The 15,349-nt window shown below is 69.7% G+C and carries 16 protein-coding genes; 6 read left to right on the top strand and 10 right to left on the bottom strand.

The genetic code is table 11. The annotated features are described in order from the left end of the window. Nucleotides 1-16 precede the first annotated feature (16 nt). Nucleotides 17-463: a DUF6918 family protein gene (locus LY13_RS21855; protein WP_253829786.1), complete on the top strand. Its 447-nt coding sequence runs from the start codon at nt 17-19 to the stop codon at nt 461-463. Nucleotides 464-598: 135 nt separating this feature from the next. Here LY13_RS21855 and LY13_RS21850 read toward each other — a convergent pair whose 3' ends face one another. Continuing rightward, complete coding sequence (locus LY13_RS21850; protein WP_253829787.1) at nt 599-1,138, bottom strand: hypothetical protein; 540 nt, start codon at nt 1,136-1,138, stop codon at nt 599-601. Between the two features lie 89 nt (nt 1,139-1,227). On the opposite strand from LY13_RS21850, the gene LY13_RS21845 reads away from it, so the two are divergent. After that, nucleotides 1,228-1,785 (top strand): peptidylprolyl isomerase, encoded by a 558-nt coding sequence (locus LY13_RS21845; RefSeq protein WP_253829789.1) that lies wholly within the window; start codon nt 1,228-1,230, stop codon nt 1,783-1,785. 19 nt (nt 1,786-1,804) lie between these two features. Further along, nucleotides 1,805-2,758: a rhomboid family intramembrane serine protease gene (locus LY13_RS21840; protein ID WP_253829790.1), complete on the top strand. Its 954-nt coding sequence runs from the start codon at nt 1,805-1,807 to the stop codon at nt 2,756-2,758. A gap of 54 nt (nt 2,759-2,812) precedes the next feature. Here the strand turns inward: LY13_RS21840 and LY13_RS21835 are convergent, their stop codons facing one another. Continuing rightward, nucleotides 2,813-3,352: a PH domain-containing protein gene (locus LY13_RS21835; protein ID WP_253829791.1), complete on the bottom strand. Its 540-nt coding sequence runs from the start codon at nt 3,350-3,352 to the stop codon at nt 2,813-2,815. A gap of 80 nt (nt 3,353-3,432) precedes the next feature. Further along, entirely contained in the window at nt 3,433-3,699 is a 267-nt protein-coding gene (gene crgA / locus LY13_RS21830; RefSeq protein ID WP_253829792.1) for a cell division protein CrgA, read from the bottom strand. 203 nt (nt 3,700-3,902) lie between these two features. On the opposite strand from crgA, the gene LY13_RS21825 reads away from it, so the two are divergent. The 3 genes from LY13_RS21825 (at nt 3,903) to LY13_RS21815 (ending at nt 5,704) form a co-directional block, all read left to right on the top strand. Further along, nucleotides 3,903-4,814 (top strand): class E sortase, encoded by a 912-nt coding sequence (locus tag LY13_RS21825; protein ID WP_253829794.1) that lies wholly within the window; start codon nt 3,903-3,905, stop codon nt 4,812-4,814. A gap of 1 nt (nt 4,815) precedes the next feature. Continuing rightward, complete coding sequence (locus LY13_RS21820) at nt 4,816-4,971, top strand: hypothetical protein (protein ID WP_253829795.1); 156 nt, start codon at nt 4,816-4,818, stop codon at nt 4,969-4,971. Between the two features lie 94 nt (nt 4,972-5,065). Beyond that, nucleotides 5,066-5,704, top strand: coding sequence for an aminodeoxychorismate/anthranilate synthase component II (locus tag LY13_RS21815; RefSeq protein ID WP_253829796.1), 639 nt, complete (start codon nt 5,066-5,068; stop codon nt 5,702-5,704). A 195-nt stretch (nt 5,705-5,899) separates the two neighbouring features. On the opposite strand, the gene pknB is transcribed toward LY13_RS21815, so the two are convergent. From pknB to LY13_RS21780, 7 genes are all read right to left on the bottom strand, one after another. Continuing rightward, nucleotides 5,900-7,924 carry a Stk1 family PASTA domain-containing Ser/Thr kinase gene (gene pknB, locus LY13_RS21810; RefSeq protein ID WP_253829797.1) on the bottom strand — a complete coding sequence of 675 codons (2,025 nt, stop codon included), beginning with the start codon at nt 7,922-7,924 and terminating at the stop codon, nt 5,900-5,902. Beyond that, nucleotides 7,921-9,303: a serine/threonine-protein kinase gene (locus LY13_RS21805; RefSeq protein ID WP_253829799.1), complete on the bottom strand. Its 1,383-nt coding sequence runs from the start codon at nt 9,301-9,303 to the stop codon at nt 7,921-7,923. The genes pknB and LY13_RS21805 overlap by 4 nt, the downstream gene beginning before the upstream one ends. Beyond that, complete coding sequence (locus tag LY13_RS21800; RefSeq protein ID WP_253829800.1) at nt 9,304-10,773, bottom strand: peptidoglycan D,D-transpeptidase FtsI family protein; 1,470 nt, start codon at nt 10,771-10,773, stop codon at nt 9,304-9,306. Next, entirely contained in the window at nt 10,770-12,704 is a 1,935-nt protein-coding gene (locus tag LY13_RS21795; RefSeq protein ID WP_253829802.1) for an FtsW/RodA/SpoVE family cell cycle protein, read from the bottom strand. Before LY13_RS21795 ends, LY13_RS21800 begins: the two co-directional genes overlap by 4 nt. Continuing rightward, the gene (locus LY13_RS21790; protein WP_253829804.1) at nt 12,704-14,170 is read right to left on the bottom strand and encodes a PP2C family protein-serine/threonine phosphatase; all 1,467 of its coding nucleotides are present in this window, start codon (nt 14,168-14,170) and stop codon (nt 12,704-12,706) included. Before LY13_RS21790 ends, LY13_RS21795 begins: the two co-directional genes overlap by 1 nt. Further along, nucleotides 14,167-14,646 (bottom strand): FHA domain-containing protein FhaB/FipA, encoded by a 480-nt coding sequence (locus tag LY13_RS21785; RefSeq protein ID WP_253829806.1) that lies wholly within the window; start codon nt 14,644-14,646, stop codon nt 14,167-14,169. The genes LY13_RS21790 and LY13_RS21785 overlap by 4 nt, the downstream gene beginning before the upstream one ends. Before the next feature lie 160 nt (nt 14,647-14,806). Next, a partial coding sequence (locus tag LY13_RS21780) for an FHA domain-containing protein (protein ID WP_253829807.1) occupies nt 14,807-15,349 on the bottom strand: 543 nt, incomplete at its 5' end.

Below are 15,349 nucleotides of genomic sequence, written 5' to 3'. Positions count from 1 at the left end.
GACAAAGGAAGATCTCGTGGCTGACACCCTCAAGGAAGCTCTGCTCGACTCGACCCGTCGTCCGGACGTCGTCACCGACCTGACCACGCTCATCGACCAGGAGGTCGACGACAAGAGCGGTGTGTCCGGCACGGTCATCAAGACCGGCTACGGCGCCGTCAAGAAGATCAAGCCGGGCATCATCGGTTCCGCCGTGGACAGCCTGCTCGACGACTTCGTCGCGGCGCTCGAGCCCATCTTCGCCGACTTCAAGGCCAACGGCGGCGGCGACTTCGGCGCCTACCTGCCGACCCGCGGTGACGAGGCCGCCGACGCGCTCCTGTCGGTCACCGACGCCCGCGCCGAGAAGTCCTCGCGCGACTCCATCAAGAAGGTCTACGAGAAGCTCCGCCCGAAGGGCAAGGAGAACGTCGTGGAGGCGCTGCCGCGACTCGGCGCGCTCATCCAGAAGTACGCGGGCTGACCCGGCCGACAGCACACGAAAGGGCGACCTCCCGGCGCGGGGAGGTCGCCCTTTCGCTGTGTCCGGTTCGCGACGTCGGCCGTCGCCGGGTAACCCCGGCCCGCGGGCCGGCGTCGCGCTGCGCGGCGGGTGCCGTCAGGCCTGCTTCGACTGCGGCTTCGCGCTCGTCTGGCCGTTGTTGCTCGCCGCGCCGCCCGTCTCCGGGTTGTCGGTGCTCTGCGGCGGAGCAGGCGCCACCGGGGCCTCCGGCTTCGGCCGCAGCGCGTACGCCACACCGGCGATGACGGCGATGGCCAGCACGATCGGAAGCTTCTTGCGCTTCTTCTTCTCGCCGGTCTCGGTATCGGCGGCAGCGCCCTTGGCCTCCTTCATCGCCACCTTGAAGTCCTTCTTGGCGGCCTTGAAGTCCTTCTTGGCGCGACGCTTCGACTCGCCCGCAGCCTTCGCAGCCTTCACGGCGGCCTTCTTGGCCTTCCGCGTCGGCTCCGTCAGCTCGCCGCGGCGATCGTCGGCGACCTGCTTGGCCTTCTTGGCGTTCTTGGAGACCTCTTTGCTGGCCTTCTTGGCCTGCGCGGCCAGCTTCTTCTGGGCGCGTCGCGAGGACTTCACGACCTCGTCGGTGCCGTCGGTCAGCCGGTCCTTCACGGACTCACCCGCCTCCGCGGTTCGAGTCATCGCCTCCACCTCGTTATTCGTTGGTTGTCTGCGTGTCACACTACCCGCCATCCTGCCCCTTACCGCCGGATTATGCCCGGGATGGCACGATGATTCGTGTGACTGAGAGCAACGAGAGCGTGGTCGGTACCAAGTTCAAGGCCACTCTGCACACCAACCGTGGCGACATCGCCATCAACCTTTTCCCTGATCACGCCCCGAAGACGGTCGCGAACTTCGTCGGTCTCGCCGAGGGCACGAAGGAGTACACGCAGCCGAACGCGAAGGGCGAGAAGAGCGGCCCGTTCTACGACGGCGCCATCTTCCACCGCGTGATCGAGGGCTTCATGCTGCAGGGCGGTGACCCGACGGGCACCGGTCGTGGCGGCCCGGGGTACAAGTTCGACGACGAGTTCCACCCGGAGCTCCAGTTCAACCGGCCGTACCTGCTGGCCATGGCGAACGCCGGACCGGGCACCAACGGCAGCCAGTTCTTCATCACCGTCGCGCCGACGCCGCACCTGAACTTCAAGCACACGATCTTCGGTGAGGTCGCCGACGACGCGTCGCGTGCCGTCGTCGACGAGATCGGCCGCGTCGCCACCGGCCCGGCCGACAAGCCGCTCGAGGACATCGTCATCGAGTCGGTCGAGATCGAACGCTCCTGATCTCTCCTCGGCGCGTGCAGTGACTCAGCCTCCCTATCCGCCCGACCACGAACCGGCCAGGGCCGAGGGCGGGGCCCAGCCCGGATGCTGGTGGCATCCGAGCAAGCCGACGGGTTTGAGCTGCGTGCGATGCGGTCGTCCGGCCTGCCCGGACTGCCTGCGCGAAGCATCCGTCGGGTACCAGTGCATCGACTGTGTCGAAGCCGCACGTGCCCAGCAGCGCCGACCACAGCCGCTCCGCCCCGGCGACCGCACGGTCGCCGGGGCGCGCGTGTCGTCGAAGGCCGTCGTCACGCCGCTGCTGATCGCGGTCAACGTGCTGTTCTACGTCGTCACCGCCGCGCAGGCGGGCGACCCGATGAACAACCAGAACTCCGCGCTGCTCGAGGGCGGTTCGCTGTGGCCGCTGGGCATCCACGTCCACGGCGAGTGGCTCCGACTGCTCACCTCGGGCTTCCTGCACTACGGCCTGCTCCACCTCGCGATGAACATGCTCGCGCTGTGGATCCTCGGCAAGGACCTGGAGCTGCTGCTCGGCAAGGTCCGGTTCCTGGCGCTCTACCTCGTGTCGCTCCTCGGCGGGTCGACGGCCGTTTTCCTGCTCGGCGACCTCAACACGGGAACCGCGGGCGCCTCCGGTGCCGTCTACGGCCTGATGGGTGCGCTGCTCGTCGCCGTCCTGCGGCTGAAACTCAACCCCGGCGGCGCGATCGGCATCATCGCGATCAACCTCGTGTTGACCGTGACCATCCCGAACATCTCGCTGCTCGGTCACCTCGGCGGACTGGCCGCGGGCGCGCTGGTGATGGTGGCGATGCTGTACGGCCCGAAGAAGGACCGCACGGCCTACCAGGCCACGATGGTGGGGCTGCTCGTCGCCGCGTGCATTGGGCTGATCATCTACCGCGACTCGACGATCGCCGCCGACATCTGCCGCAGCTACCCGGGGTTGTGCCTGGGCACCAACGTCTGACGTCGGGAACCCGCGACGCCGACGTCGCTGCCCCGCCCGGCTGCGTGTGGCCGGTCAGTCACCGGCCCTGCGGTCCTCGCCCGCGCCTGATTCCCCTGTGCCGGGGTCGCGGGCCTGCAGAGCCGTCAGGTCGTCATGGACGTCGCGAGGGTCGACACCCAGTTCGAGCCAGCCCAGGACCACGAGTCCGGTGCCGTCCGGATCGGTGTCGTCGTCAGGGTCCGTGCCGTCCGCGGGTGTCCCGGGAGAACGGCTTGCCGGCGACAGCGCTTCGATCTCCAGGGCGGTCGCGTCGCGGCCCATCCTGCGTACCGTCGCGAGGCGGATCCGGACCTCGTGCCAGGCCAGCTGTCTGGTGCCGCCGAGGCTGCGGATCCGCAGGCCCGTGTCGTCGGCCGTCAGCCGCGGCCGGACGAATGTGCCGTACGCGGCCGCCAGAGCCATCGCAACCGCTCCGAGGCCGAACAGCACCGTTCCGGGCCGGTCGGCGGCTGCCGAGGCGCTCAGCGCGCCGGCAGCCGCCCCCACGGCGAGCACCCAGCCGATCGCCACCAGCCCGGGATGCGTCGACCAACTGTGAGTGGAGTTATCCACAGGGGCGTCCACAGTGGGGATCAATCACACCGGTGTAATCCGGTGTCCTGCGGCGGAACCGGGCCGTTCCGCCGATCGGCTCAGCGCCATTTCATCGTCATGAGCAGGCCACTGATCATCAGGGCGAACCCGATCGCGAAGTTCCAGTTGCCCAGCTCCAACATGAAGGGGATCTTGTCGCCCGCGAGGTAGTTGACGACCAGCCAGAGCAGGCCCAGCAGCATCAACCCGAACATGACGATCTTGTAAGGAAGCGGCGACGGACCGGCCGCCGCGACCTTGACCGGAGTTTTCCGGTCGGCCGGCGGGGTGTACGCCGTCTTCTTGCGGACCTTGGACTTGGGCATTGATGTCCCTCGTACTCTGCGAATCGAAACGCGTGTCGGCGCCTTAGTCGCCGCCACAACGACACGTTAACGTAAGCGCCCAGGCGTCCGAAGCAGTACTGAGGAGCCCGAGGGAAGCCCGCCACACCGTGACGGGGCGACGCAGCGCGTGAAGACCCGGCGCGCGCGACCACGGGCAGGAGTCATGGGCGAGAGGAGCCCCCTTGTCGACGTCCGACGAGGACCCGCAGACCACGCAGATCCCGGCGGTAGGCGCGGAATCGCCACCGGCGAGGACCGCGGACCGACCGCCCGCACCGCCGCGTCCCCGTGGCGGCAAGGTGCGCGCCGCGGTCCGCGGCTTCGGCGAACTGCTCATCACGCTCGGTCTCGTGCTGTTGCTGTTCGTGGTCTACGAGCTGTACGTCACGAACTGGAAGTCCGGCAGACTCCAGAACGAGGCCAGCGCCCAGCTGGAACAGGAGTGGCGCGACGCGCCCCAGGACCAGCGGCAGCTCCACATCGACCCGGCCGACGGCCAGGCGTTCGCCCGCATGTACATCCCCACGTTCGGCGTCGACTGGAGCTTCACCGTCCAGGAGGGCGTCGGCCCGGAGGCGCTGGAGATCGGACCGGGGCACTACAAGGACACCGCCATGTCGGGCCAACCCGGCAACATGGGCATCGCCGGTCACCGCGTCGGCAAGGGCGCCCCGTTCAACGACCTCGACCTGCTGAACTCGTGCGACCCGGTGGTCATCGAGACCGGCGACAGCTTCTACGTCTACCGCGTGCTGCCGATGACCGGCGAGGTCGACGGCTGGGCCGACGGCAAGGGCGCCCGGCAGCGGTGCGCCAACGTCGCGCCGCTGCAGCACAAGCAGCACGCCTACGACGAGACGTTCGGCAGGCGCATCGTGCTGCCGAGCCGCGGCGACGCCGTCTCGCCGGTGCCGTACAAGGCGCGCAACCCGCTGCCGAAGGCGTCGCAGGCGTCGCTGCTCACGCTCACCACGTGCCACCCGCAGTTCTCCGACGCCGAGCGCATGATCATCCACGGGGTGCTGACGAACCAGTACAAGAAGGCCCAGGGCACCGGTTACGACGACCTGCTGGCCGAGATCGGGGAGGCGTGACATGTACGGCTGGATCTGGCGCCACCTGCCCGGACCGGTGGCCCTGCGCGTGGTCGAGGCGCTCGTGCTCGTGGCGGCCGTCGTCGCGCTGCTGATGTTCGTCGTCTTCCCGTGGCTCGAACCGATGCTGCCGTTCAACGACGTCTCGGTGCAGTAGTCCGAACGCCCCCAGGGGCACTTTGGTGGCGCTCAATGCAACCAAAGTGCCCTTGGGAGCATGTCCGCACCTGTCGGATCGGTATCCTGCGGTTATGCGTGTACTGGTCGTCGACAACTACGACAGCTTCGTCTACAACCTCGTGCAGTACCTGGCGCAGCTCGGCGCCGAGCCCGAGGTGTGGCGCAACGACGTCGTCGACCCCGACACGGTGCCGCAGTTCGACGGCGTGCTCGTCTCGCCCGGCCCCGGAAATCCGGAGCGCGCAGGCCGCAGCGTCGACGTGATCAACCGGTGCGCCGCCGACGGCGTGCCCATGCTCGGCGTGTGCCTCGGCCACCAGGCCCTGGGCGTCGCCTGGGGCGCCACGGTGGACCGCGCGCCCGAACTGTTGCACGGCAAGACCAGCCGGGTGCAGCACGCCGGCATGGGCGTGCTCGCGGGCCTGCCCGTACCGTTCACCGCCACGCGTTACCACTCGCTGACCGTGCTGCCCGAGACGATCCCCGATGCCTTCGAGGTCACCGGCCGTACCGAGTCCGGCGTCGTCATGGGCATGCGGCACCGGGAGTTGCCGCTCGAAGGCGTCCAGTTCCACCCCGAGTCGGTGCTCACCCAGGGCGGGCACCGCATGCTCGCGAACTGGATGGCCGCGGCGGGCCACCCCACGGCGCCCGCGACCGTCGACAGCCTCGAACAGGCCACCCGGTCCCTCCAACAGGCAGCCGCCTGACACCGGACGCCGAGCAGAGCCCCTGGAGCGAGGCGCCGTAGCGGTGGACCACGTCGTCCGCCGCTGAGCCTGTCCGTCCGCAGCGTTCGTGCGGGCGAGCGGAACCCTGTGCTCCGCAGCCGCCACACCCCGCACACGAGGACGGCCGCGCCACCCGGCAGGGCGGCGCGGCCGTCACAGCTCGTCGCGGGTGGTTCAGGGCCCGTTGCCGGGCGGGTCGAAGATCCCGCCGCCGTCGTCACCGCCACCGTTCTCGCCACTGGACGGCGGTGAGGACTCGCCTTCCTCGGCGCCGATGTACAGCGTCACCGGCTGCCCCTTCGTGATCGCCTCACCGGGCGCCGGGCTGCTGTTGGTGACCTTGCCGACCTCCTCGTCGTCGGCACCGGGATCGGCGACCCGGCTCGGCTGGCCGCCCTTCCAACCCGCGTCCTTGAGTGCCTGCACGGCCTGCTGGTACGTCATGCCGGTCAGGTCCGGCATGTCCATCTGCTGGTTGGCGCCGTTGGACACCGTCAGCTGGATCGTGTGGCCGCGTTCGAACTCGCCCGCGTTCGGCGTCTGATTGATCACCGTGCCCTGGGGCTGCTCGCTGTCGGTGTCCGTGCGGGAGACCGCGAAGCCGAGCTGCTCGAGCCGCGCCTTCGCCTCGGCGAACTTCTTGCCCTGCATGTTCTCGACCGAGATCTTCTCCGGAGCCTTGCCCAGCGTGATCTTGACGCTCGTGCCCGATTCGACCTCGTGGTGGGCCGCCGGGTTCTGGCCGATGACCGTGTCCACGGCCGACGAGTCGTCGACCTCCTCGTAGCTGACGTCCTGGTCGAGCGACAACCCGGCGTCCTTCAACGCCTGCTCGGCCTCGCCCTGGTCCAGGCCCTGCAGGTCGGGCACCCGCACCTGCGACGGCTTGACACCCACCTGCAGCGTCAGCTGCTTCGTCACGTCCATCCGCGTACCGGCGGACGGCGACACGGCCAGCACCGTGCCCCGCTGATCCGGCGTGCACGCGTTCGGATCGTTCGGGGCGGCCTGGGCGCGGCAGATGACCTCTTCCTGCTGCACGTTGGTGAAGCCGGCGTTGTTGAGCCGCTCGGTCGCCACCTGGGTCTGCTGCCCCACGACGTCGGGCACGGCCCGTTCGGTCGTCGAATTGCTGTCGAACACGCCCGCCAGCCACGCGGCGAACGCCACGAGACCCACGCCGAGCAGCACCAGCAGCGCGATGAGCCAGCCCTTCTTGCGGCGGCGTCTGCGCTCGTCCTCGTCGTCGTACGGCTGGGCGTAGTCGGCGTCGTCGTAGTTCTCGTCCGGTTCGCCCGCAGGCGCGCCCATCACCTGGGTGCGTTCCTCGTCGGACATCACCATCGGCGCCGACGGGCGCTGCCCGGTGAGCGTGCGCACCAGGTCGGAGCGCATCTCGGCGGCCGACTGGTAGCGGTTGTCGGCACCCTTCGCGAGCGCCTTCAGCACCACGGCGTCCAGCTCGGGCGAGACCTCCGGGTTCATCGCCGACGGCGGTTTCGGGTCCTCCCGCACGTGCTGGTACGCCACCGCCACCGGCGAGTCGCCCGTGAACGGCGGATCGCCCGTGACCAGCTCGTACAGCACGCAACCCGCCGCGTAGACGTCGCTGCGGGCGTCGACCCGCTCGCCGCGCGCCTGCTCCGGCGACAGGTACTGCGCCGTGCCGATGACGGCGGCCGTCTGCGTCATCGCGGCCTGGCCGTCGTGGACGGCGCGGGCGATACCGAAGTCCATCACCTTGACGGCGCCGCCCCGCGTGATCATCACGTTCGCGGGCTTGACGTCGCGGTGCACGATGCCGTGGCGGTGCGAGAAGTCGAGCGCCGCCGACACGTCCGCCATGACCTCCATGGCCCGCTGCTCCGGCATCGGGCCCTCGGTCTTGACGATGTCCCGCAGCGTCCTGCCCTCGACGTACTCCATGACGATGTAGGGCAGCGGGCCGTACTCGGTGTCGGCCTCACCCGTGTCGTACACGGCGACGATGGCCGGGTGGTTCAGCGCGGCGGCGTTCTGCGCCTCGCGACGGAACCGCTCCTGGAACTGCGGGTCACGGGCGAGGTCGGCGCGCAGGATCTTGACGGCCACCTCGCGGCCGAGCCGGACGTCGTGGGCGTGGTGGACCTCGGACATACCGCCGTAGCCGAGCGTGTCGCCAAGCTCGTAGCGGTTGGAGAGCATTCTCGGTGCGCTCATTGCTCGGTGCCGTCCCACTTCGTCCACGGTGTGCCCGTCATGCCTTCTGCGTTCTCGTCCAGGGCTCCGACGGTGCCGTCGGAACCGGTTCTCGTTTCACCGGCGATGGTCACGCCGGCCGCGCCGATGACCCCGTCGTCACCGTTGTCGCCCGACGCCTGCGACCAGTTACCCCCGGTCGGTGGCGGCTGGTTGCCGACCTGCCCCGGTGGCGGATCGGAATCCTGCCCGAGCAGCACGATTAGCAGCGTCGCGACGACTGCCACGACCAACACGGCGGCCAACGTGAGAAGTATCCACATCCCGGCGGGCCGCTGTCGCTGGTGAGCCCCCGGCGCGCCCACGCCCGGCGGCGTCATGCCGTGGGACGCGGCCCCGTGGGACCCCATGACGCCACTCTGCGCCGGGGAGACCGGTGACACCGGCTGCATCGACGGGTGCGAACCCTGGCCCACCGTATTCGGCTGCGGCTGATTTCCCGGCTGTCCGGCATGCGGGGGCTGCCCCGTCGCCGCGCCGTAGCCGGCCATCCCGGACGGCATCGGCAGCGGCCGACCCGCCTTCACCGCGGCGACCGCGGCCGCGAACTCGCCACCGGTGGCGTAGCGCTGCCGGGGATCCTTCACGAGTGTGGCTTCGATCACAGCGCGTGCGGCGGGTGGTACGTCCGGCGGCAACGGAGGCGGCGCGTCGCGGATGTGCATCATCGCCACCGTCACCGCGTTCTCCGACAGGAACGGCCTGCGACCCGCGAGGCACTCGTACCCGCACACCGCGAGCGAGTAGACGTCGCTGCCCGGCTCGGCGTCCTGGCCGAGCGCCTGTTCCGGGGCGATGTAGTGGGCGGTGCCCATCACCATGCCGTTGCGCGTCACGGGCGCCGAATCGGCGGCCTTCGCGATGCCGAAGTCCGTGAGCTTCACCGCGCCCGCCGTCGTGACCATGATGTTGCCCGGCTTCACGTCGCGGTGCACCAGCCCACGCTCGTGCGCCGCCTGCAACGCGTGTCCCGCCTGCTCGAGGACGTCGAGTGTGCGCTCGGCCGAGATCCGGCCCTCGCGCTGCAGGATCTCCGCGAGCGGCTCGCCCTCGACCATCTCCATGACCAGGAACGCGATGGCCGACTCGCCGGCCTCGGTCTCGCCGTAGTCGTGCACCGCGGCGATGTTCTGGTGGTTCAGCGACGCGGTCGTCTTCGCCTCGGCGCGGAACCGGTGCAGGAACTCGGCGTTGCCGGACAACTCGGCCTTGAGGATCTTCACCGCCACAGGCCGGTCCAGGCGTGTGTCACTGGCCTCCCACACCTCGCCCATCCCGCCGACGGCGATCTGGCTGGTGAGGCGGTAGCGCTCCGCGATCAGTTGCCCGGTCGACAGCATCTAGCCACCCCCGAGCCCTGCGGAAATGGTGGCCCTGGCGATCTCCGCGGCGACCGTGCCGCCGGTGGCGGCCAGTCCGCGGTTACCGCCCGATTCGACGATCACCGCGACGGCGATCTTCGGGTCGTCGTGCGGCGCGAACGCCGTGTACCAGGCGTGCGGCGGCGTGTTCTTCGGGTCGGCGCCGTGCTCGGCGGTACCCGTCTTCGAGGCGATCTTCAGCTCCGGGTCCTTGCCACCGCCGCCGGTGTTCTCCTCGGACTGGATCATCATCTGCGTCAGTGCCTCGGCCGACTCGCTCGACATCGCCGGTTCGCCGGTCAGCTCCTCGGGAGCGATGTCCTCGATGGTCGACAGGTCCGGGGCCAGCCGCGCCTTGACGAGGTTCGGCTTCATCGCCATGCCGTCGTTGGCGACCGTCGCCGCGAGCAGCGCGTCCTGCAACGGCGTCAGCCGCACGTCCCGCTGGCCGATGCCGCTCTGATACAGCGCGGCCGGACTCTCCAGCTCGCCGAGGCCCGAGGGCACGACACCGAGCGGGATCCGCAGGTCGTCCTCACCGATGCCGAAGTTCGCCGCCGTCGCGCGGAGCTTCTCGGCCCCGAGGTCGCCCGCGATCTCCGCGAACGCCGTGTTGCACGAGTACTTCAGCGCGTCCTTGAGCGTGCTGCCGGGACACGTGGCGCCGCCGTAGTTCTCCAGCTGCGTGGTCGTGTGCGGCAGCGTGACCTCGGAGTCGGAGGTGACGCTCGCGTCCGGAGCCATCCCGTCCTCGAGCGCCGCGGCAGTCGTGACGATCTTGAACGTCGACCCGGGCGGATACGTCTCCCGCACGGCCCGGTTGAGCATCGGATTGCTGTCGGCCTCGCTGTACTGCCGCCACGCCTGCTGCTGCTCGTCGCCGTCGTGGGAGGCCAGCCGGTTCGGGTCGTACGACGGCGTCGACACCATGCCGAGGATGTGACCGGTCTTCGGGTCCATCGCCACGACCGATCCGGTGTAGCCGTTCTGCGTCATCGCCTGGTACGCGGCCTTCTGCACCGCGGGCTTGATCGTCAGCCGCACGTTGCCGCCGCGAGGGTCGCGGCCCGTGACCATGTCCGACAACCTGCGCACGAACAGTCGCGGATCGGAGCCGTTGAGGAAGTCGTCCTCGGCGTTCTCCATGCCGCCCGCGCCGTACATGATCGAGTAGTAGCCGGTCACGGGCGCGTACATCGGCCCGTTGCGGTAGGTGCGCCGGAAGTTGAAGTTGTCGTTCGACGGTTCGACGCCCGCCAGCACCTGGCCGGCCTCGTCGGAGACGATCTTGCCCCGTTCGCGGGAGTACTCCTCGTACAGCACCCGCGAGTTGCGTGAGTCGGATGCGTAGTCGTCGCCCCGGATCACCTGGACGTACGTGGTGTTGGCCAGCAACAGGGTCAGCATCGCCAGCATGACCATGCCGACCTTGCGCAGGGGAGTGTTCACGTCGCGTCATCCCCCTTCGGCCGGTTCGGTTCGTCGGTGCTGTCCTCGGTCGGCCAGGCGGGCTCCTCGGCCCCGGCCGACGGCTCCGCCTGTTGTGGGCCGCCCTGTGACCCGCCCGACTGCGGCGGCCGGTCCGAGACGGGTTGCGCGGCCTGCGGCGGAGCCTGCCGTCCCTGGGGCTGCTCCGGCGCCGCCCCCGACCCCTCGGACGCCTGCTGCGGACCCTGCGGGACCGGCGACTGCCCCTGCGGCGGCGTGACCGGCTGCTGTGCCTGTCCCGGCGGACGTCCCGTTCCCTGCGGCGCGGAATGCCCCGGAGACTGCTGTCCGCCCGGTGTCTGCGGCCCCGGCTGTGCGCCCGCTGCGTACTGGCCCACGTTGTGCTGCCCGGGGTTGTGCTGCCCGGGCGCCTGGTGACCCGCAGGAGCCGACAGCGCGGGGCCACCCTCGGCAGGCGTCTGCGGCGGGCGCTGGACCATCACCGTGTGCGCCTCGGCGATCGGCGCCAGCTGCTTCGGCGGCGCCTCACCGCTCGGCTTCTGCTGTTGCGGTCTGCGTGCCGTGTCCGAGACCCGCAGCAACAGCGCGACCAGGATGTAGTTCGCGAGCAGCGACGACCCGCCCGCGGACAGGAACGGCGTGGTCACACCCGTCATCGGGATGAGCTTCGTGACCCCGCCGATGATGACGAACACCTGCATGACGATCGCGAACGACAGGCCGCCGCCCAACAGTTTGCCGAACGTGTCGCGCACCGCGAGCGCGCTGCGCATCCCGCGCATCGCCAGCAACAGGTACACCAGCAGCACCGCCGCCAGTCCGACGAACCCGATCTCCTCGCCGAGCGCGGCACTGATGAAGTCGGTGTGGGCCTCGGGCACCATCTCCGGCCTGCCCGCACCGAGTCCGGTGCCGAACACGCCGCCGGTGCCGAGCCCGAACAGGCCCTGCGCGATCTGATAGCCGCCGCCCGGGTCGTCATAGGTCGCCAGCGGGTCGATCCAGTTGGTGACACGCTGCTGCACGTGGGTGAACAGCTGGTAGGCGATGAACGCGCCGACCATGAACATGCTCAGCCCGACGACGACCCAGATCGCACGCTCGGTGGCGACGTACAACATCATCAGCGTGATGCCGAAGAACAGCAGCGCCGTGCCGAGGTCACGTTCGAACACGAGGATGCCCAGGCACACCACGGCGGCGATGATGATCGGCCCCAGGTCCCGTGCACGCGGCAGTTCGACGCCGAGGATCCGTTTGCCCGCCGTCATGAACAGATCCCGCTTCGCGACGAGGAACGACGCGAAGAAGATCATCAACAGGATCTTGGCGAACTCCCCCGGCTGGATCGAGAAGCCCGGCAGCTTCAGCCACACCTTCGCGCCGTTGACCTCCGACAACGACGCCGGGAGCATCGCGGGCAGCGCCAGGAGGACGAGGCCGGCCAGACCTGCCGTGTAGGCGTAGCTGGTGAGCGTGCGGTGGTCCTTGATGATGCGCAGCACCGCCAGGAACAGCGCCAGCGCCACCACCGTGTACAGCACCTGCCGCGGCGCGCTGCCCGAGAACTCCTCGCCCAGGGAACGCGCACGTTCGGCCTCCGCGAGGTCGAGCCGGTAGATCGTCACCAGCCCGAGCCCGTTGAGCAGCGCCACGCACGGCAGGATCAGCGGATCCGCGTACGGCGCCCAGTGCCGCACCGCCACGTGCGCCGCACTGAAGATCGCCAGGTAGGCGGCGCCGTACCAGAGGATCGACCACGACAGCGACTGTTCCTGGTTGATCTGCACCAACACGAACGCCGTCGTCACGATGACCGCCGCGAACGCCAGCAGCATCAGCTCCGTGCCGCGGCGTTTCGGCAGCTCACGAGGTGGGTTCGTGGTGTACTGCTGCCCGACCGCGCTCTGGTTGTCTGCGGCCGCGGCCATCAGTTACCGCCCGAGCCGGGCGCCGGACGGCAGTCCACCCCCGGCTGCTGGTCCTGTTCCGCCTGCGTGGTGGCTTCGCCCGAAGCCGAGTCGTCCTGGTTCTGCCGGTCCTGACCGGAACCGCCCGAGTCGCCGGTGCCACCGTTGTCGCCGCCGTCGTTCTGCTGCTGCTCGCCGTCACCGATGCCGCCGATGATGCCGCCGCCCTGCGGCTGCTCCTGCTGGTCGTCGCAGATCTCCAGCATGTTGTTGCGGCGCAGCGTGTCGATGTACTCGCGAGCGGACGCGAGATCGTCGCGCTTGACCGAATTCGACACCGCCGACTGCGCTTCCTGCTGCAGATCCTGCAGCCGCAGCGGCTCGCACAGTGTCGACGACGGGGGACACGACCCCTCGGCCTCCTCGTGCAGGTCCAGACCGAGCACGCTGCCGGGAACGCCCTGGTAGATGACGACCTCGTCGTTGGAGCCGACACCCACGTAGTACTGGCTCATGACGAAGTACCGCGTCGTGATCGCAGCGGCCGCGAGCAGCACGATCGCGAGCCCGATGCCGACGAGCAGCCGGATGCGTTTGCGCCGCTTCGCCTTCGGATCCTCCGGCGGCGGGCCCGTTTCGGCCTGCTGCGCCTGGGAGGTCTGCTGCGGAGCCGTGAGCGCACGCGCCCGCGCGGCGGGGGAGTCGCCCTGCGGCCCCTCGTCGGTGCCGTCACCCGCGGCGCCGCCCACGATCGGGGCGTTCTCGCCGTAGTCGACGTCCACGACGTCGGCGATGATGACCGTGACGTTGTCCGTACCGCCGCCCTTGAGCGCCAGCTCGATCATCCGGTCCGCGCACTCCTGAGGGTCCGGGATCTGCATGGCCTCGGCGAGCGTCTCGCTGCTGACCATGCCGGACAGTCCGTCCGAACAGAACAGGTACCGGTCGCCCGCACGAGCCTCACGCACCGTCAGGCTCGGTTCGACCTCGCTGCCCGTCAGCGCCTTGAGCAGGAGCGAACGCTGCGGATGCGTCGCCGCCTCCTCCTCGGTGATCCGCCCCTGCTCGATCAGCTCGTTGACGAAGCTGTCGTCGCGCGTGATCTGCGAGAACTGCCCGCCGCGCAGCAGGTACGCCCGCGAATCGCCGACGTGGACCATGCCGAGCTTCGATCCCGAGAACAACGCCGCCGTGAGCGTCGTACCCATGCCGTCGAGCTCGGGGTCGTTCGACACCAGCTCGGCGATGGCCTGATTGCCCTGGATGGTGGCGTCACGGAGCTGGCTGACCAGGTCGTCACCGGGTTCGTCGTCGTCGAGCGGAGCCAACGACGCGATGACGACCTTGCTGGCCACCTCACCGGCGGCGTGGCCGCCCATACCGTCGGCCAGCGCCAACAGGCGGGGGCCGGCATATACCGAGTCCTGGTTGTTGGATCGCACCAGGCCGCGGTCACTGCGTGCCGCGTAGCGAAGGACGAGAGTCATGGGCGAAGCTCGATCACCGTCTTGCCGATCCGGATGGGGACGCCGAGCGGGACTCGGAGGGGTGCAGTGACCTTAGCCCGGTCGAGGTAGGTGCCGTTCGTCGAGCCCAGGTCTTCCACATACCACTCGTCTCCGCGCAGGGAGATACGAGCGTGGCGCGTCGACGCGTAGTCGTCGTCGAGCACCAGCGTGGAGTCGTCGGCACGGCCGATCAGGATCGGCTTGCCGTCGAGTGCGATGCGCGTGCCGGACAGGGCACCCTGCGTGACGACGAGCTGCCGCGGCATCTTCCCGCCGCCGCGCCCGCCTGCGCGCGGACGCTTCTTGTCCTTGCCGCGGCGCAGACTGGGGAGATTCACCCGCAGACCGGACGCCGCGTAGAGATCCGAACGCACCACGCGCAGCGCGGCGAACACGAACAGCCACAGCAAGAGCAGAAATCCTGCTCTGGTGAGTTGTACGACCAGCTCCGGCACCTGTTGTGTCAGCTCCCGCCTTTTCGCGCTCGCCCCACGGCGAACACGCCGCAGGCCCCCACATGGCCGCCATTATGCGTGACCAGCACGCGGCGCCCATGCGGGATTGCCGAAAAATCCGGGTTCCGCAGCCCCCGGCCCGGCCGAAACCCGGATTCGCTCAGCCCTGGGTCCGGAACACCAGCGACGAGTGACCCACGCGGATCACGTCACCGTCGGCCAGCTGCCAGGTCTGTACCGGCGTTCCGTTGACCGTCGAGCCGTTCGTCGAGCCGATGTCGGCGAGCGTGGCGCTCTGGCCGTCCCACGTGATCTCCAGGTGGCGACGCGACACACCCGTGTCCGGGAGACGGAAGTCGGCGTCCTGGCCGCGGCCCACGACGTTGCTGCCCTGCTTCAGGGAGTAGTTCCGGTTGGAGCCGTCGTCGAGCTGCAGCGACGCCGTCAGCGGCCGCGGCGGGGCGCCCGCCGGTGCACCGGGAGCGCCGGGCGCGCCGAAGCCGGGCTGGCCGTACGGGTCCTGCGCCGGCTGGCCGTACGGGTCCGACTGCGGGGGCGGAGCCTGCGCCGGGTAGCCGCCGGGAGGGCTCGGCGGAGCCGCGTAGCCGGGGTCGTAGCCACCGGGAGGCTGGCCGTACGGGTCCTGCGGCGGCTGGCCGTAACCGGGCTGGCCGTAGCCGGGGTCGTAGCCACCGGGAGGCTG

Source organism: Prauserella aidingensis (assembly GCF_024171865.1).
In the GTDB taxonomy this organism is placed as follows: domain Bacteria; phylum Actinomycetota; class Actinomycetes; order Mycobacteriales; family Pseudonocardiaceae; genus Prauserella; species Prauserella aidingensis.
This window is presented reverse-complemented; position numbering and strand designations above follow the sequence as displayed.